General features: G+C 38.0%; 16 protein-coding genes and 1 riboswitch. Of the genes, 12 read left to right on the forward strand and 4 right to left on the reverse strand.

The genetic code is table 11. The annotated features are described in order from the left end of the window. Positions 1-27: 27 nt before the first annotated feature. The 5 genes from OWO01_RS06220 (at position 28) to OWO01_RS06240 (ending at position 5,609) form a co-directional block, all read left to right on the forward strand. Entirely contained in the window at positions 28-492 is a 465-nt protein-coding gene (locus OWO01_RS06220) for a hypothetical protein (RefSeq protein ID WP_268779573.1), read from the forward strand. 18 nt (positions 493-510) lie between these two features. Next, entirely contained in the window at positions 511-1,365 is an 855-nt protein-coding gene (locus OWO01_RS16060) for a S66 family peptidase (protein WP_268779574.1), read from the forward strand. 153 nt (positions 1,366-1,518) lie between these two features. Further along, positions 1,519-1,974, forward strand: a complete 456-nt coding sequence (locus OWO01_RS06230) for a MarR family winged helix-turn-helix transcriptional regulator (protein WP_268779575.1) — start codon at positions 1,519-1,521, stop codon at positions 1,972-1,974. 1 nt (position 1,975) lies between these two features. Then, a complete protein-coding gene (locus tag OWO01_RS06235; RefSeq protein WP_268779576.1) occupies positions 1,976-3,715 on the forward strand; it encodes an ABC transporter ATP-binding protein in 1,740 nt (579 codons plus the stop codon). Then, positions 3,708-5,609, forward strand: coding sequence for an ABC transporter ATP-binding protein (locus tag OWO01_RS06240; protein WP_268779577.1), 1,902 nt, complete (start codon positions 3,708-3,710; stop codon positions 5,607-5,609). The genes OWO01_RS06235 and OWO01_RS06240 overlap by 8 nt, the downstream gene beginning before the upstream one ends. A gap of 149 nt (positions 5,610-5,758) precedes the next feature. Here OWO01_RS06240 and OWO01_RS06245 read toward each other — a convergent pair whose 3' ends face one another. Beyond that, positions 5,759-6,274, reverse strand: coding sequence for a YobA family protein (locus OWO01_RS06245; RefSeq protein WP_268779578.1), 516 nt, complete (start codon positions 6,272-6,274; stop codon positions 5,759-5,761). Positions 6,275-6,486: 212 nt separating this feature from the next. On the opposite strand from OWO01_RS06245, the gene OWO01_RS06250 reads away from it, so the two are divergent. The 5 genes from OWO01_RS06250 to OWO01_RS06270 are packed head-to-tail and all read left to right on the forward strand — an operon-like array spanning position 6,487 to position 11,443. After that, positions 6,487-7,413 carry a hypothetical protein gene (locus tag OWO01_RS06250; protein ID WP_268779579.1) on the forward strand — a complete coding sequence of 309 codons (927 nt, stop codon included), beginning with the start codon at positions 6,487-6,489 and terminating at the stop codon, positions 7,411-7,413. Between the two features lie 14 nt (positions 7,414-7,427). After that, positions 7,428-8,087 (forward strand): DUF4129 domain-containing protein, encoded by a 660-nt coding sequence (locus OWO01_RS06255; RefSeq protein ID WP_268779580.1) that lies wholly within the window; start codon positions 7,428-7,430, stop codon positions 8,085-8,087. Between the two features lie 5 nt (positions 8,088-8,092). Then, on the forward strand, positions 8,093-9,208 hold the full coding sequence (locus tag OWO01_RS06260) for a DUF4350 domain-containing protein (RefSeq protein ID WP_268779581.1): 1,116 nt from the start codon (positions 8,093-8,095) through the stop codon (positions 9,206-9,208). Then, positions 9,205-10,134: an AAA family ATPase gene (locus tag OWO01_RS06265; protein WP_268779582.1), complete on the forward strand. Its 930-nt coding sequence runs from the start codon at positions 9,205-9,207 to the stop codon at positions 10,132-10,134. Before OWO01_RS06260 ends, OWO01_RS06265 begins: the two co-directional genes overlap by 4 nt. Further along, positions 10,088-11,443, forward strand: coding sequence for a DUF58 domain-containing protein (locus tag OWO01_RS06270; protein ID WP_268779649.1), 1,356 nt, complete (start codon positions 10,088-10,090; stop codon positions 11,441-11,443). The genes OWO01_RS06265 and OWO01_RS06270 overlap by 47 nt, the downstream gene beginning before the upstream one ends. Here the strand turns inward: OWO01_RS06270 and OWO01_RS06275 are convergent. Then, positions 11,394-12,410: a stage II sporulation protein M gene (locus OWO01_RS06275; RefSeq protein WP_268779583.1), complete on the reverse strand. Its 1,017-nt coding sequence runs from the start codon at positions 12,408-12,410 to the stop codon at positions 11,394-11,396. The two genes, OWO01_RS06270 and OWO01_RS06275, sit on opposite strands and share 50 nt — an antisense overlap. A gap of 77 nt (positions 12,411-12,487) precedes the next feature. Between OWO01_RS06275 and OWO01_RS06280 the strand changes: the two genes are divergently transcribed. Then, positions 12,488-13,291, forward strand: a complete 804-nt coding sequence (locus tag OWO01_RS06280) for an RDD family protein (RefSeq protein ID WP_268779584.1) — start codon at positions 12,488-12,490, stop codon at positions 13,289-13,291. Between the two features lie 142 nt (positions 13,292-13,433). Here OWO01_RS06280 and OWO01_RS06285 read toward each other — a convergent pair whose 3' ends face one another. After that, positions 13,434-14,795: a PFL family protein gene (locus OWO01_RS06285; protein ID WP_268779585.1), complete on the reverse strand. Its 1,362-nt coding sequence runs from the start codon at positions 14,793-14,795 to the stop codon at positions 13,434-13,436. 15 nt (positions 14,796-14,810) lie between these two features. Beyond that, positions 14,811-15,083: an ACT domain-containing protein gene (locus OWO01_RS06290; protein WP_268779586.1), complete on the reverse strand. Its 273-nt coding sequence runs from the start codon at positions 15,081-15,083 to the stop codon at positions 14,811-14,813. A gap of 100 nt (positions 15,084-15,183) precedes the next feature. Then, positions 15,184-15,259, reverse strand: a riboswitch (glycine riboswitch). 990 nt (positions 15,260-16,249) lie between these two features. Here OWO01_RS06290 and gndA point away from each other — a divergent pair. After that, positions 16,250-17,668 carry an NADP-dependent phosphogluconate dehydrogenase gene (gene gndA / locus OWO01_RS06295; protein WP_268779587.1) on the forward strand — a complete coding sequence of 473 codons (1,419 nt, stop codon included), beginning with the start codon at positions 16,250-16,252 and terminating at the stop codon, positions 17,666-17,668. Positions 17,669-17,847 lie beyond the last annotated feature (179 nt).

The raw sequence follows: 17,847 nt of genomic DNA on the forward strand, positions 1-17,847 counted from the left end.
GGAAAAGATGCGAACAAATCGCGGAGAATGCGAACAAATCAGAAAAGATGCGAACAAATCATGGAGAATGCGAACAAATCAGAAAAGATGCGAACAAATCGCGGAGAATGCGAACAAATCAGAAAAGATGCGAACAAATCATGGAGAATGCGAACAAATCAGAAAAGATGCGAACAAATCGCAGAGAATGCGAACAAATCAGAAAAGATGCGAATAAATCGCGGAGAATGCGAACAAATCAGGAAAGATGCGAACAAATCGCGGAGAATGCGAACAAATCAGAAAAGATGCGAACAAATCGCGGAGAATGCGAACAAATCAGAAAAGATGCGAACAAATCGCGGAGAATGCGAACAAATCAGAAAAGATGCGAATAAATCGCGGAGAATGCGAACAAATCAGGAAAGATGCGAACAAATCCCGGAGAATGCGAATAAACCGGAAAAGATGCGAACAAATCCCGGAACACGCAATCACACCAAAAAATTTTAATCAAAGGAGGCGTTTCTAGTGCTAAACCCTGGTGATACGATTGGGATTATTGCTTGTTCAGATGGAAGGCCGTTATCGATGAAGAGTAAAATCGACATGTTAACAAGAGTGTTAACAGGCTTTGGTTTATCGGTTTTGCAAGCAGACACCATTTATCAAAAAAACAATACACTCTTTAGTGGATCACCAAAAGAACGTGGACGGGCATTAATGGAACTGTTCACCAACCCGAAAGTAAAAGCGATCTTTGATATTTCAGGTGGAGATAGCGCGAATCTAGTACTTCCAGAGCTAGATTATCAACAAATTAAACAGAACCCCAAACCTTTTTTTGGTCATAGCGATTTATCAGTGATATTAAATACCTTATATACAAAAGCTGACTTGCCTACTTACCATTATCAAATCCTTCATCTGGTAGGGACCAATGCCGAAGAACAACAGGAACGATTTCAAAATCTTATCACCCAAAACCACCCTAACAATCTAACGTTTGATTATCATTGGATCCGTGGGCAACAAATGGGTGGAGTAGTAATTGGTGGTAATATTCGCTGTTTTTTAAAATTAGCTGGGACAACTTATCTGCCGAACCCGGCAGGTAAAATTCTGTTTTTAGAAAGTCTGGGCGGGGATGTGAATCGGGTTGCTTCACTACTAGCCCAACTTGATCAAATCGGTTATCTTAATCAATGTACGGGTATTCTATTGGGTACCTTTACTGAGCTGGAGAAAAAGAATGAATTGGTTGCACTGACTGATATCGTTAAAGAAGTGACAAATAAATATCAAATGCCTATCGCTAAAACGCAAGACCTTGGCCACGGACCAAACAGTCATTGCATCCCAATTGGAAAAAGAATAGAATTTTAAACGAAAATAGTGCCCAACAAACACTTATTTGTTGGGCTTTTTCCCGTGCGAAAATCCCTCCAGTAATCAAATTTCCTCAAAACAATTGACAAGTAACACAAGAAAAACGATAATATATAGCATGCTATATAATCCGTGTTTGGAGGTGTTTGGATGACGGATGATATTATCTTACTCATTCGATTTTTGTATTTTGCACTAGATCGAGAAAAGAATCTATATTTTGAACAACATAACTTAACCGCATCTCAAGTAGATGTACTGTTTTTTGTTGCTGGTAGTAAAATTCATAACAAAGAAGTAAATCAACGCGATATTGAAACACATCTTCACTTAACGAACCCCACGGTGACCGGGATTTTAAAACGTTTGGAAGAAAAAGAGTTTATTTCCCGTGTGAAAAGTGAAGCGGATGGTCGGAATAAATTAATCCAACTAACCACGCAAAGTGAAGCATTGCTTGACCAGTTTATGCAGTATAAAAACAAAATTGAATCGATGCTTCTCTCTGATATGAATGAAGAAGATATCACACAGTTACGTTCGTTGTTAAAGAAAGCTCTACATAATATGCAATGTAACGATAAAAATAAAAAGGGAGGTTACTAGAATGATGAAAAAACTAGCTCCATACGTTGGAGAACATAGGCTTTATGCTATTCTAACACCATTAATGATTATTGGTGAAGTTGCTCTTGAATTAATGATTCCACTAATGATGGCTGGCATTGTTGATTTTGGTATTCAAGGAGATGGTGGAATAGCCTATACAGTTCGAATGGGAGTTTTGATGATTCTTATGTCGATCGTCGCCTTAATCTTTGGGGCGTTGGGTGGTAAATTCGCAGCAATGGCTGGAATGGGATTTGCTAAAAATCTTCGAGAAGGGTTATTCGACAAAGTGCAGGAATTTTCTTTTGGAAATGTTGATAAATTTACGACTGCATCGTTAGTTACTCGCTTAACCACCGATGTTACCAATACACAAAATGCATTTATGATGATCTTACGGATGGCAATTCGTGCACCGATCATGTTAATTGGTGCAACAATCATGGCTATTGCGATCAATCCACAATTGTCGTTGATCTTCTTGATTGCCATACCAGTATTATCAATCACACTATACTTAATTGGAAGCAAGGCACACCCCCGTTTTCTAGAATTGCTAGAACGTTATGATAAGTTAAATGCGAAAGTACAAGATTTCATTGTTAACATTCGCGTAGTCAAAGCTTTTGTTCGGGAAAAACATGAAGAAGATAAGTTCGTAGAAAGTGCAGAAAGTGTTCGAAAAGCACAAGTGAATGCGGAAAAACTAATCATTCTCAATATGCCAATTATGCAGTTTACGATTTTCTCTAGCATTATCGCAATTCTTTGGTTTGGTGGAAACATGGTTATTGATGGCACCTTCTATATCGGTCAGTTATCTAGTTTTATCATGTACATTATGCAAGTATTGATCTCCTTAATGTTAATCTCAATGATTTTTATTATGGTCATTATCTCAAGAGCTTCCGTTACACGTATTGTTGAAGTATTGGATGAAAAACCTTTGTTAGATGATGAGGATGGCAATCAAGAATTGGAACTACAAGATGGCAGCATCGTCTTTGAAGATGTTGATTTTAGTTACAATGAAGATCCAGACAATTTAGTGTTGAAAAATATTAATCTCAAAATCTACTCGGGAGAAACAATTGGAATTATTGGGGGAACTGGTTCTGCTAAAACAACTTTAGTGCAACTAATTCCACGCCTTTATGATGTCTTGCACGGGAAAGTAGCTGTTGGCGGGCACCATGTGCAAGAGTATAAATTAGAAACATTGCGTGATCAAGTTGCAATGGTATTACAAAACAATGTCTTATTTACTGGTACGATTAAAGAGAACTTGAAATGGGGAAATCAACACGCCACAGATCAGGAAGTTGAAGAGGCTGCCCAAGCTGCACAGGCACATCAATTTATTCAATCTTTTCCAAATGGTTATGAGACTGTTTTAGGTCAAGGTGGTGTTAACGTCTCTGGTGGTCAAAAGCAACGTTTGTGTATTGCGAGAGCATTATTAAAGAAACCGAAAATTGTTATTTTAGATGATTCCACAAGTGCGGTCGATACAGCAACAGATACGGCAATTCGTACTGCTTTTAAAGAAAAACTGCAAGATGTTACTACACTAATCATCGCGCAACGCATTACATCTGTGTCCGATGCCGATCGGATTATTGTTCTTGATGATGGAAAAATCAATGGATTTGATACACATGAAAATCTATTGAAATCCAATCAAATTTATCAAGAAATCCATCAATCACAAGGGAAAGGGGTGAACATTAATGAGTAAACCAAAACCGATCATGCGAGGACAAATGCCAATGGCTAAGCCGAATAATCTAGGAAACACGGTGAAACGTGTAGGTAGTTATATGAAGGAATACAAATGGTTACTAGTCATTGTGTTCATTGCTATTATCAGTAGTGCTTTAGCTAATGTTATTGGAATCTCTTTTTTACAAGTGATCATTGATGATTATCTAGAACCATTAATTGGAAATTATAATGAAACATTGATGCGAGGATTTGTAACAGTCATCGGGGTGATGGCACTTATCTATTTCACGGGTGCTTTGTCAACCTATATTTTTCAACGGGTAATGTTACATGTTTCAACGAAAACATTATACAAGATTCGAATAGATCTATTTACCAAAATGGAAGCTTTACCGATTAAGTATTATGACACGAATACACACGGGGATCTGATGAGTCATTACACAAATGATATTGATACATTGCGTGAGGTTTTGTCTAATGGTGTAGCGAACTTTATCTCAGCTATGATTACTGTCGTCGGTGTGTTTGCAATGATGATCTATTTTAGTTGGGAACTAACAATCATTGTTCTACTCATGTTGTTTTTGATGCTGTTTGCGGTAGCGACTATTGGTGGAAAAAGTGCAGGATATTTTGTTCAGCAACAGCAGCACCTTGGGAAAGTGAATGGTTATATAGAAGAAATGATTGAAGGACAAAAAGTAATCAAAGTTTTTTCACGGCAAGAACAAGTAGTAGAAGACTTTAAAGTATACAATGAAGAATTGCGTGAGAATGCGACAAAAGCAAATACTTTTGCTAACATACTAATGCCTGTAATGGGGAATTTATCGTATATCCTTTATGCAATTGTTGCGATGACAGGAGGGGTATTTGCGATTTATGAGCGACTTACGTTAGGTACAGTTGTCGCATTTTTACAATTTACGAGAACATTCTCGCAACCAATTGCCCAGCTTTCTCAACAATTAAATGCTGTGTTAACAGCACTTGCGGGTGCGGAGCGGATATTTAAAGTAATTGATCATGATCCTGAAGAAGATGAAGGTCATATAACCCTTGTACCCGTTCAAGTAGATGATCACGGGGAGATAACTGAAGTTACTGAATCCACAGGGGTTTTTGCTTGGAAAGAATTAAAACAAGATGATACTCCAACATATACTCTCGTACGTGGGAACGTAGTATTTAATGAAGTGGTATTTGGTTATGAGCCAGATGAAACGGTACTGAAAGGTATTTCCTTATATGCAAAACCAGGACAAAAAATTGCCTTTGTCGGATCAACAGGTGCAGGAAAAACTACGATTACAAATCTGATTAATCGATTTTACGACGTACCAGCAGGAAATATTAGTTACGATGGCATTGAAATCAATAAAATTAAGAAATCAGATTTACGTCGTTCGTTATCCATGGTATTGCAAGATACTCATCTATTCACAGGAACGGTGATGGAAAATATTCGCTATGGACGTTTAGACGCTACAGATGAAGAGGTATACGCTGCAGCTCAGTTAGCCAATGCTGATTCATTCATTCAACTCTTACCTGAAGGATACGAGACCGTATTAACATCAGATGGAGGAAATTTATCACAAGGACAGCGTCAATTATTAGCGATTGCTCGTGCTGCTATTGCGGATGCACCAGTCTTAATTTTAGATGAAGCAACGTCTTCTATTGATACGCGTACGGAGGCTTTGATTCAAAAGGGAATGGATCGTTTGATGAAAGGAAAGACATCTTTTATTATTGCCCATCGGCTATCAACGGTTCGAAATGCGGATGCCATTATGGTGTTAGAACAAGGTGAGATCATTGAACGGGGAAATCATGATCAGTTAATTGAAGAGAAAGGAAAGTACTATCAACTATCAGCTGGAATGTTTGAGTTATCTTAGTGTTCAAACAGTCATCATATGATAAGTAGATCATTTCCGGTTCTCAATAAGAGGAAGGATTGCTCTTCCTTTTAAAAACTAGGGCAACTCGATCTCATATACTCTAAAATAAAAAACTTGTTATGTCAGTCTACATAACAAGTTTTTTATTAGATTTCTTCTTGGATTTCATGACTGAAAACCTCTTCACTCCAGATGTCTTTTAGCTCAACCAGCCAAGTTGCGGTATGTTCGATAAAGTCGATCGAACGAACAGCAAAATCCTGACTCGGATGATTTGATTGTTGATCTAAAGCTTTTTTAAGAGCATCTGTTTTAGAGTATGTTGCACCTGAAGGGGCTGTAGCATCAATGATTTCATATTTTTTTACGGAAGATTGGGCGGGATATGATTCTTGGAGGGAATCGTACCATACGCTTACCTTGTCACCCAATTCAACTGTATCAGGTGCATTAGAAAACCAAATCATTTGGTAAAATTCATTCACACCACCGTTATCACTTAAATCTTGGGCTTCACTACTAGTCACTAGCATTCTTGTGTCCGTGATATCAGTTACATAGCCGGTAATTCCAGGTTCACTATCTCGAAAACTACACCCGAACAGGAAAAAAATAAGGAAAAGAAAAAGAAGATTGCAGCGATACCATGAACGAGTTCGCATTTGTATTCACTCCTAATGGTTTCTTCAACTAATAAGACGATTCCCTTATCAATAAAGTTACAAACCTAGTGGAGAGGAAAATCAAAATATTGCTAAAACCAACTGCAAAACCATCCAATTAATGCTAAAATAGAAGAGAATAAATTGAACTTATACACAATAAAGTTGATAGAGAACTAAATTTGTGTAGTATTTCTGACAGGAGGACTATCATGAATAAGATTTTTGCACGACCAAAAAAGTTTGGGGAAATTTTAGATTTAACGTTCCAACTATGTAAGCAACATTTTTCAAGTTTATTTCTAATTTTATTTGTTTTTGTAGGACCACTTATTGTTATCCAAGCGGTTGTTCAATTGTTATCAGGGCGTAGTTTTGTTCGGGAGGTTGCTAGTGGAGAATCCTTTATCGAACAGTTTATCAATACATATGACCAGTCCGCGATTAATATGTCTGGCGCTGAAATAGGGGGAAATCTATTTATCGGTCTATTACAGATGCTTTTTTATCCTGTAGCAGTCGCTGCAATTATTTTGCTTGTTAAACGCGTCAAAGACCAAGATAGTTATACGGTGAAATCTTTAATTAAGCAAGCATTCTCCCGCTTTTGGCCATTGTTTTGGAGTACGGTATTGTTATCTATCATTTTTCTTGGTATTCTTTTCTTTCCATTGCTTATTGTTGGCGGGATCGGAGCTATAGTCACGATTGGATCTCCACCAGTTGGTATTTTATTTATCCTGTTATCCTTTATTGGTGTATTATTTGGTGTGGGGCTATTAATGTCGAGATGGAGCTTTTATCTACCATCATCACTATTTGACCGAATTGCACCAGGAATGACAAAAAGTTGGCAATTAACACAAGGTAGATCATGGATGACTTTTTGGCTTTACGTTACGCTTACCATTATCGTGGCATTTATTGGTTTAACGGTCGAATTTCTAGCGATGTTTTTAGGAACGAGTGTACTTTACCACATTATTGTAAATATTGTATCAATGTTTACGATGTTAATCTTTTTTGTTGGTTATGCAGTCATGTATTTTGATCTAGAAGTTCGTCAATCTGCGGATGACTTGAAAGATATGATTAGTGATTATCAGGTCGATGACAATCATGATGAAACAATCAGATAGGGTGAGTAATTACGATGGCTAATATAAAAGAAGCAGAACAAACATTAGCTGAAATATTAGCACAAAGAGAATACCAGATTTATTATGAGGACAACCGAAATATTCTGCAAATCTGGTGGGATCGTTTTTGGGAGTGGATTGGAGATTTGTTTTCTCGTTGGTTCCAGGCTTTTGAACCAACGAGCACGGTCAGTGATATGATCATTGCGATTCTCATACTTGTTGGTATTATTCTTGTGCTCGTATTACTTTTTTTATTAATAAGTAATGTGACCAAAAAAAGACGCTTACGTTCGCTACAACCTTTACAATCTAGTGTGCAGAGTAACTGGGGTAGCAAGCAACACCTAACGGAAGCTTCGCGTCTAGAGGAACAAGGTGATTATCAACACGCAACGCGACATCTCTTTTTGGCGTTGCTATTACGCTTGCATGAAGAAGAAAGGCTTGTTGCTCAAAAGTGGAAAACAAATTGGGAATACTATCAAGAGTTGTTTCGATCGAACCGTGAATATGCGGAAGATTTTTATCAATTTGCCTTCTTTTTTGAAGAAGTTACTTATGGAGAGAAACAAATCGATTCCAATGCCTATCAAGCTTATCAAACAAAAATAGTGCGATGGTTGGATGAAATAGATCAGTCAACTGCTAGTGATGAAAAGGTGGAGGGGTAGAAGCGATGAAACAGAAGAATACATGGTTGGCATTGCTTGCTGCACTCATTCTATTTATTCTAGCAAGCTACTTTTTGATTCGAGAAGAACCAGAACAATATCCCCCATATGTAGTAGAATCACCTGCGCCGATGGGGACAAAAGGATTTTATGAATGGTTGGACCAGACAGATGTTTCTGTTGGAAAATGGTCTGCACATCCTTCACAGTTAACCGATGAATACCAGAACGAATTGTTGGTGATGATTGAGCCACCGATTATATCGGAACAAGCAGAGGTGGATGCGTATTTTGATTATATTGCAGCAGGTAATACGGTATTCATTGCCAAACGTAATCCGACTGATTTATTACAAATAGAAACAGAGCACTTGGGTGGGATCTTTGAGAATCCGAATGTTATTCGTGGTAATGAAAACTTTGAAGTGATCAGTCACTCTCCTGTTCGCCTCCAACCAGAGCAAGGTGCTGTACTATTTGAAGATAATTACGGAGTTGTTGCATGGGAGCAAGATTATGGAGAGGGTAAACTGATTGTTGTCATCGAGCCTGATTGGTTTACGAATCAATTGATTTTGGAGCATGACCATCTGGCTGCTATTTTTTCGCTTGTTGATCTGGGAACATATCAAAGGATTTATTTTGATACATATAGTCATCAATCGCAACTTAATCGTTCGATATTTACTATCTATCCAGATTATTTACTTGTTTTCTCATTCGGTCTTTTATTTATTACGGTATTATTTTTATGGATGAAAGGAAAGCGTTTTGGTCCAGTTATCCAACCGAGAATAGAGACTGTTCGTTTTAGCGATGAACGATTAACAGCATTAGCTAATTGGTATTTGAGAGGGAGAAATTATCAGGAAGCTCTTAACATTCAGACCGAGTTCTTAAAGCAGGTGATTCATGAGAAATCAGGAGCACCAATGCGTGTCAGTTGGGAAGAACGCTTGCCTACACTGCAACGATTGTTGTCCAATCGATCAGAAAAATCAGTACGTGATTTTGTTGATGGATTAGAAAAGGTTTTACATTCAGATAAGGTATCCAAGCAGGCATTTGTTGCTTGGTCGAAACAGATAGAGCAAATTCGAAAAGAGGTGGAAAAAGGATGAGAGAACAATTAACATCCTTATTGGATCAATATGAAAAACAAATTATTGGACAAAAAAATAACTTACGGTTGTTGTTGACTGCTTTGTTAGCCGGAGGTCATGTATTAATAGAAGGCGTGCCAGGGACGGGAAAGACACAAATGGTGAAAACCTTAGCAACATTAGTGGGCGGCGTCTTTCAACGTGTGCAATTCACTCCAGATTTATTACCAAGTGATATTACGGGAAGCACGATTTACAATATGAAAGAAAGCAAGTTTCAAACATTGAAAGGTCCTATCTTTACGAATGTTTTATTGGCAGATGAGATTAATCGTACGCCTGCAAAAACACAAGCGGCTTTATTAGAAGCAATGGAAGAACAGCAAGTTACCATCCAAGGAGAAACATACCCATTACCGCGTTTGTTTTTCGTTGCAGCTACCCAAAACCCGATTGAATTTGAAGGTACGTACCCATTACCAGAAGCACAACAAGATCGTTTTTTATTTAAATTGTTGATTGACTTTCCGGAATTAGAGGCGGAAACGATTGTTCTTCAGCACGTACTTAAAGAGCAGTTAGCACCAGTTCAATTAACTGCACTATTTAATGAAGATACGTTACTCGAAGCCAAAAACGCTGTTCAAGAGGTAACCGTCCAAGATCAAATAGCGAAATATATCGTAGAGATAGTACGCAAAACCAGAAACCTTGATTCGATTCAATTTGGAGCAAGTACGCGAGCTGCCATTGCAATCGGTAAGACAGCGCAAGCATGGGCATATCTGGCTGGTAGAGATTATGTAACTCCAGACGATGTTAAGCTTGTTGCAAAACCATGTTTGAGACATCGTATTCAATTATCTCCGTATGCAGAATTGGAGGGAACAAACCTTGATGAAATTATTGCGACGTTGGTGGGGGCGGTTCCTGTTCCAAGATAGAGGTATCGCGCCTACTGCTAAATTGATTACGGTTATGGTTGTACTAACAGTCATGATGACGTCGATCACTTTTTTTCGCTTCTCATGGCTGTATGTTATTATCATTTTTCTCCTCGTATTGGGTGTCAGTTTCGTGGACCTTATTTTTTCACCAAAACGAACACAAATTGAGGTCAGTCGATCTGCCCCAGAAGATTTGGAGCGAAATGCGAAAGAGTCCGTTAGCCTTACTGTTCGCAATAATAGCAAATATCAATGTATTGTTCGATTTGCTGATGACGCGCCTTTGTCTTTTCAAGCGGTATTGCCTAGTAACCAACGAATAGAAGGTAATCAAATAACCAAGATTACTTATCCGATCGAAGCTCGGACGCGTGGGGATTTCCAACTTTCTAAAGTGTATCTTCGTTATCGAAGTCCTTTCGGTTTATGGGAAAAACAAAAAACATTTTCATGTGAAGCGGTAGTAAAAGTCATTCCGAACTTAGCGGAAACGAAGCAGTATTTGGAAAGTGCTCAGCAGTACTTACTTCATGAAGGGGTCAAAATTCGAAAACAACGTACTGGAATTGGAGAGTTTTCCAAAGTTCGTAATTATGTAGTTGGTGATGATCCGAGGAAAATTAACTGGCATCAATCGGCTAAGTTACAAGAAGTAATGACAAATGAGTATGAACCAGAGCATGGTAAATATATTACATTGTTGGTTGACTGTGGTCGGATGATGGGGGCTGAACTGAAAGAAGGAAATCGTTTAGAACGTTCGATCGAAGCGGCTATTACGGTTGCTGCAGCAGCACTAAAAAATGGTGATTTTGTATCCGTGATTGTTTTCTCAAAAGAAATAAAAGCTTATGTTCCTCCAGGAAAAGGACTAACACATCTTGATGTGATTTTACAAAATATCTATTCAGTACAAGTGGATACGGATGAATCAAATTACCAAGCGGCATTACAATATGCACAGTCGGTGCAAAATAAACGCAGTCTAATCCTGCTCTTTAGTGATATTTATCAATTCATTCTCGAAGACCAAGCACTATTTTTCATGAAACGTGTGCAGCGAAAACATTTATTCGTACTGATTGGTATTGAGGATGAGATGCTACAAGCCAAAGTGAAGGTAATGCCACATACCTCTATTGCAGCCATGCATAAAACGATCGCACAAAAACAAATGCAATGGAAAAAACAGCAAATGTTTAAATGGAAAAACCAGGGCCTCGTTATGTTAGAAGCCCCGGAAGATCGCTTAGCTGTTACTGCTGTGTCTCATTATATGAAGGAATTAAATCGTGGTGCCCTTTAACTTCCTGTTTTTGTAATAGATACTTACCAAATAACATATACACGATAAAAGCAATGAAGGTTAGCAATGCTACAGCATATTTTATTTCTAATGACAAGTCAGCTGGTGTGATGAACCCTTCGATTACACCAGCAATGATGAAAATGGGGATTGTACCTAATAGCAATTGTACGGATCTTAATGTGTGCCTCTTTAATTGATATTTTCTCGATAGATTACCAGGAACGAATAACTTGTAACCCATTAATAAACCAGCACCACCAGCAATAAAGATAGCAATTAATTCAATGATCCCGTGTGGAACAATGTATGCCCAAAATACATAAGAATTCCCGGAACTCCAAAACAAACCGGCTAATGCACCAACGATAATGCCGTTATAGATGAGTATATAAACAGTCAGGATACCAAAGAAAAGTCCACCAGCAAATGCGAGGATAGCCACTTGAATATTATTTGTCATAATTTGAGCAGACATTAGGGATGCATCGATGTTTCCTGCATGAGCATTGGCTTCAAGGTCACCGGGATCCATAATGGATTGAGCCATATCTGCTGGCAATATGGAATAAAGTTGTAACGGTTCATCTGCGACAACTAAGAAACTGGCCAAACCACCCAAGAAGAAGAGGAACATGGCAATAAGAATACCTTTCCATTGTTCCAGTAGAAGCCCGATAAATTTAGTAGAAAAAAAGTATCGTACTTGTTTCCAGGAAGAATGCTCTGTTTGGTATAAGATATTGTGTGCTTTACTAACTAATTGATTTAAATATTGCGTTACTTCTTGATTAGGGAAATAGGTTTGGCTGTATGAAAGATTTTGGGCAGCCTTTTGATATAGAATATCAAATTGATCAATATTAGTTGTTGTTAGTTGGGAACGCTTTTTACTTAACACACGTGCTTGTTCTTCAAGAGCCTTCCAATCACCACGGTGTTGTTGAATAAATTGTTTCATGTTCATTTTTATCACCTATTTGTAAAGTTATGTTAAATTAATTATAACTGTTTTCCAATGGATTGAACAGGGGGGATGTAAAAATGTTAGAAGAACAGGTTGATATAAAAACACCAGAGTATGTTTCATTAAAATTTTCATTAGCAGGCCTCGGAAGTAGAGCAGCGGCTTTTGTTATTGATCAATTAGTGATTGGTTTGTTAAATGTCATACTTTATTTTGGGTTATTTTTTTCGTTAACATCGTCTATAGAATTTTTTGCGACGGATAATTTTTTACTATTAATTGCTGTTGTAATCATTTTAACATTTGTGATTGAATGGACTTATTTTATTGTTCAAGAATTTTTCTGGAGTGGGAGAACGATCGGAAAACGAATCATTGGTATTCGAACGATTCAAGAAAATGGTCAACGAATTACTTTATTAGCGAGCGTAATTCGCAATTTGGTTCGGATTATTGATAGTTTACCAACAGGTTATCTTATCGGTATTATTATGATTTTTTTCCATTCTCAGCACAAACGACTAGGAGATTTAGCTGCTGGAACGATTGTTGTTCATGAAAGTCATTTTTCAAAAAAGAAAAATAAGCAAACACCTATAGAAAAGATCATCGCAGATAGAGGGTGGTCAAAAGAATCTACTACTTTTGAAGAATGGCAAGTTCAAGCGATTAACCAACAAGATTGGGAATTGTTACAGAAATTCTGTGAGCGATACCCTGATTTGCCACTTCACGAAAAGAGTCATCTAACCAAAAAGGTTGCAGAAATCATTTTTCCGAAAATAGGATTACCGGTCCATCAATACCACACTTCTGAAATGGAAAAAACGTTGTTTATTTATTATTTGTATAGCAAGGAAGAATGGGATTTTCAGCTTTAGTTTAGAATGTAGAAGAGTTCGGTGGAAATAAAAAAATCAGAAGAAACGAAAAACGCACAGATTCTGTGCGTTTTGTTCGATCTGAAAATGTACTTCACATGTAATCGTCGTGCGAATAATCTTGTTATACTCCTTCAAAGCATTAGTTAATTAATGCTTGAAGTGGTGCTGGAATTCTTCCACCACGTTTAATCATTTTTTCGGAACTGAACGGTTTTACCCCGATAATTGGGGCACGACCGAGCAACCCGCCAAACTCAACGATATCGCCTTCTTCTTTTCCAATCACCGGAATGACCCGGACAGCTGTTGTTTTTTTGTTAATCATACCAATCGCCGCTTCGTCAGCAATAATTGCTGCTAACGTTTCTGGAGATGCTTCACCAGAAAGAGCGATCATATCTAGTCCAACAGAGCAGACACAAGTCATTGCTTCTAATTTATCCAGAGTCAATGAGCCATCTTCAATTCCACGGATCATTCCATTATCTTCACTTACAGGGATAAATGCTCCGCTTAAGCCACCAACATAGGAACTGGCCATGGCGCCACCTTTTTTCACCGCATCATTCATAAGTGCAAGAGCCGCAATCGTACCGTGTGTACCGACACTTTCTAGACCGATCTCCTCCAGAATTTCAGCAACACTATCATTCATTGCATTGGTTGGAGCAAGGGAAAGATCCATGATACCGAATGGTACATCTAATCGTTCCGCTACAACGCGACCTAATAATTCGCCAGCACGAGTGATTTTGAATGCAGTTTTCTTAATGACATCCGCTACTTCGCCTAGATCTGCTTCTGGATAGCGTTTTAGAGCATTGAGAACAACACCGGGCCCACTTACCCCAACACTTAAAACAGCTTCCCCTTCACCAGCCCCATGAAAAGCACCAGCCATGAATGGGTTGTCTTCAACTGGATTGCAAAAGGCAACAAATTTTGCACAACCAATACTATTATTATCCTTTGTTAACTCAGCAGTATCTTTAATAATTTGACCAAGCTGTCTGACAGCATCCATGTTTATTCCTGTACGGGTTGTTCCGATTGAAACAGAACCACAGACACGATTGGTTATACTTAGTGCTTTTGGAAGAGCATTAAGCAATGTTTGATCGCCTTTGGTAATTCCTTTATGTACCAGTGCGGAAAACCCTCCAATAAAATCGACACCAGTCGTATTCGCAGCTTCATCTAGAACTTGTGCTAATTCTACCGCTTGGTCTACCGTTGCATTGCCCAAGATTTCAGCAATCGGAGTAATGCTAATGCGTTTATTAATAATAGGAATCCCATATTCTTTTTCCACTTGTTCAGCAACTGGTTTTAATTTAGCAGCATATGTGGTGATTTTTTGATAAACATTCTCTTTCACTTTCTCAAAATCTCCGTCAGCACAATCAAGTAAGCTAATTCCCATGGTTACAGTACGTATATCTAAGCTTTCCATCTGTACCATTCGAATCGTTTCTTGGATTTCAGTAAAAGCTATCGGCATCTCATTTCCCTCCTTTTAAACACGGTGCATTGCTTGAAAGACATCTTCCAATTGAATGCTGATCGTTAGTCCAAGTTCTTTTTCTACAGACTCAAACGCATGAAGTAAATCATCAATTTTATCCTGTTCCGCTAAATCCACTAACATGATCATCGTAAAGAAATCTTGTAGAATGGTCTGACTGATATCTTGAACATTCATTTGATATTTTGCTAAAACATTTGTTACTCTTGCAATAATGCCAACTTGATCTTTCCCAACTACAGTTACTACTGCGCGCTTTTGCATCCTCATCACCTCAACAAATTTTTGTATTTACACAATAAAAAAAGATCGGGAATATTCCTCCCAACCTCAGTGACAACCACATATTTGTATTTTCCCATGTCGATTGTCTTCTGTCCTGTTACCTGAGATTGTGAATCCTTCGGTGTCGTTTACACGAGCTCTCCAGAAGTTGCTCCTGTTATAGTGTAACCCATAACACTCATTGCATCCTATTAAACTAATAGAGGTTGTTCAAAAAGTCATCAAATGATAAGCGGCGCATCTCTTCGTTGGCTCGTTTTTCTGGTCCTTATGTAGGGAAAGCCTACATTCCGGTCCTCAAAACTTCGCCGCCTTGATCTGCTGGCTTCTAATACGTCGACTTTTTGAACACGCACTAATAAAGAAATCGTAACAGTTTCTGACCAAATCGTCAATAAGTTATTGCCTCTTCTAATTGGAAAGAGGCATCTTTCTTTTGAAAGATGCCTCTAATGGAACTTGCCATACTTCACAAGTGTAAAAGATTAAATTTATGGCCATTTCTATATTTTTATCAAATATACTAGGCCTGCTTATTCAGCTAATGATTTAATTGCCGCGGTATGTTCCACCTGGACGTTTTTAACCTAAACGATGTAAGCCCTACCTCTCCTACATCCTTACGACTCCAAAGTCGATCCAGTGTGAATAAGTCTTTCTATTTGTAGCTATTGTGTTCCATGCAATATTTACTTCAAAAACATTGGCAGATGCCAGATTTTACCCTTGCTTCTTTGGCGAAGCTTTACAGTTTATTATATAACAGTATGATACGTATGTCAACATATTCTCCATAGTGTTTAATTTACATACATAAGTGAATAGAAATGATGGAATTTTCTAAAATTTCATTGCAACAGAAACAATCTTGTTATAAGTTTATAGATGGGACAATAAAGTGAAACTTCAATCAGTGGGGGTTTTTAGGTATCCCCCCACTGATTGTTAGTTGAACCAATCGGGGTGCTAGCGTCCGTTACTCCCACTTAAACAATTTTGATTTTCTTGTTGTTATGAAGTGGGAGTCTTACGGACGGTTGCTCCGGGATAATATCATGCGTTTCTCAGTGTAGGAAAGTTGCGTCATGACATTTTTCCACGTATGATAGGAGTAGAATTACATAGATAAAGGAGCTAAAAAACGAATGGTAAAACAACAATTTGGTGTTATTGGTTTGGCTGTTATGGGGAAAAACCTTGCGATGAATGTAGAGAGTAGAGGTTATTCCGTAGCAGTTTTTAACCGAACGTATAAAAAAACAGAGGATTTCCTTGCCAACGAAGCAAAAGGAAAGAACTTTTTTGGAGCAAAAACGATTGAAGAATTTGTGGATTCATTAGAAAAACCACGTAAAATTATGTTAATGGTTCAAGCGGGACCAGCAACAGATGCAACAATTGAAACATTAAAACCTTTGTTAGATGATGAAGATATCCTGATTGATGGCGGTAATACGTTCTTCAAAGATACAATCAGACGCAACCAAGAATTGGATGCATCTGGCATTCACTTCATCGGTACCGGTGTATCTGGTGGGGAAGAAGGAGCTTTAAAAGGTCCGTCAATTATGCCAGGTGGACAAAAAGAAGCATATGATCGTGTTGCACCAATTTTCGAAGCTATTTCAGCAAAAGTTAATGGTGAGCCTTGTGTTACTTACATTGGACCGAATGGTGCAGGTCATTACGTAAAAATGGTACACAACGGAATTGAATATGGAGACATGCAGTTAATTTGTGAGTCTTATTTTATGTTAAAAAATATTTTAGGTTTATCAGCAGAAGAATTGCATGAAGTTTTTGCCGAGTGGAATAAAGGAGAATTAGACAGTTATTTAATTGAAATCACTGCGGATATTTTCACGAAAAAAGACCCTGAAACAGGAAAGCCAATGGTAGATGTAATTCTAGATACGGCTGGTCAAAAAGGAACAGGTAAATGGACGAGTCAAAGTTCATTAGATCTAGGTGTTCCGCTTCCTGTTGTGACCGAATCTGTATTTGCTCGCTTCATTTCAGCTATGAAAGATGAGCGTGTAAAAGCAAGCAAGATTTTAGCTGGACCATCAGCTCAAGATACTCCTTATGATGGAGATAAAGACGAATTAATCGAAGCGATTCGTCAAGCGTTGTATATGAGTAAGATTACTTCATATGCACAAGGATTTGCGCAAATGCGTGCAGCTTCTGAAGAAAACAATTGGGATTTAAACTATGGAGAGATTTCAATGATCTTCCGTGGAGGATGTATTATTCGTGCGCAATTCTTACAAAAAATTAAGGAAGCGTATGACCGTGAACCAGAATTAGCTAACTTGATGTTAGATCAGTACTTCAAAGGTATTGTAGAAAAATATCAAACTTCATTACGCAAAGTGTTAGCGATTGCCATGGAACGTGGAATTCCTGTACCAGGCTTTGCAAGTGCGTTAGCTTATTATGATAGCTACCGAACAGAAACACTTCCAGCTAATCTTCTTCAGGCACAACGTGATTACTTTGGTGCTCACACGTATCAAAGGGTGGATAAAGAAGGTACTTTCCATACAGAGTGGATGGAATAATGAGGAAACAGCAATGCTAGTAGCTAGCATTGCTGTTTTTTAGTTTTATACCTATGAAAAAGTGCATGGGTATACTGCTGAATAGTGAAAGGTGGATGGAAAGATTGCGAAATTCGCATGCAAATTCGGAAATTCGCACGCAAATCCCAAAATCTCCACGCAAATCGAAACGAACAAGA

The sequence above is a fragment of the Natronobacillus azotifigens genome, from assembly GCF_026805325.1.
GTDB classification, from domain to species: Bacteria; Bacillota; Bacilli; order Bacillales; family Amphibacillaceae; genus Natronobacillus; species Natronobacillus azotifigens.

Bases quoted from the DNA above. Each gene is read 5' to 3' on its own strand.
- OWO01_RS06220 (WP_268779573.1), top strand. From the start codon at position 28: ATGCGAACAAATCAGAAAAGATGCGAACAAATCATGGAGAATGCGAAC.
- OWO01_RS06230 (WP_268779575.1), top strand. From the start codon at position 1,519: ATGACGGATGATATTATCTTACTCATTCGATTTTTGTATTTTGCACTA.
- OWO01_RS06235 (WP_268779576.1), top strand. From the start codon at position 1,976: ATGATGAAAAAACTAGCTCCATACGTTGGAGAACATAGGCTTTATGCT.
- OWO01_RS06240 (WP_268779577.1), top strand. From the start codon at position 3,708: ATGAGTAAACCAAAACCGATCATGCGAGGACAAATGCCAATGGCTAAG.
- OWO01_RS06245 (WP_268779578.1), bottom strand. From the start codon at position 6,274: ATGCGAACTCGTTCATGGTATCGCTGCAATCTTCTTTTTCTTTTCCTT.
- OWO01_RS06250 (WP_268779579.1), top strand. From the start codon at position 6,487: ATGAATAAGATTTTTGCACGACCAAAAAAGTTTGGGGAAATTTTAGAT.
- OWO01_RS06255 (WP_268779580.1), top strand. From the start codon at position 7,428: ATGGCTAATATAAAAGAAGCAGAACAAACATTAGCTGAAATATTAGCA.
- OWO01_RS06260 (WP_268779581.1), top strand. From the start codon at position 8,093: ATGAAACAGAAGAATACATGGTTGGCATTGCTTGCTGCACTCATTCTA.
- OWO01_RS06265 (WP_268779582.1), top strand. From the start codon at position 9,205: ATGAGAGAACAATTAACATCCTTATTGGATCAATATGAAAAACAAATT.
- OWO01_RS06270 (WP_268779649.1), top strand. From the start codon at position 10,088: ATGAAATTATTGCGACGTTGGTGGGGGCGGTTCCTGTTCCAAGATAGA.
- OWO01_RS06275 (WP_268779583.1), bottom strand. From the start codon at position 12,410: ATGAACATGAAACAATTTATTCAACAACACCGTGGTGATTGGAAGGCT.
- OWO01_RS06280 (WP_268779584.1), top strand. From the start codon at position 12,488: ATGTTAGAAGAACAGGTTGATATAAAAACACCAGAGTATGTTTCATTA.
- OWO01_RS06285 (WP_268779585.1), bottom strand. From the start codon at position 14,795: ATGCCGATAGCTTTTACTGAAATCCAAGAAACGATTCGAATGGTACAG.
- OWO01_RS06290 (WP_268779586.1), bottom strand. From the start codon at position 15,083: ATGCAAAAGCGCGCAGTAGTAACTGTAGTTGGGAAAGATCAAGTTGGC.
- gndA (WP_268779587.1), top strand. From the start codon at position 16,250: ATGGTAAAACAACAATTTGGTGTTATTGGTTTGGCTGTTATGGGGAAA.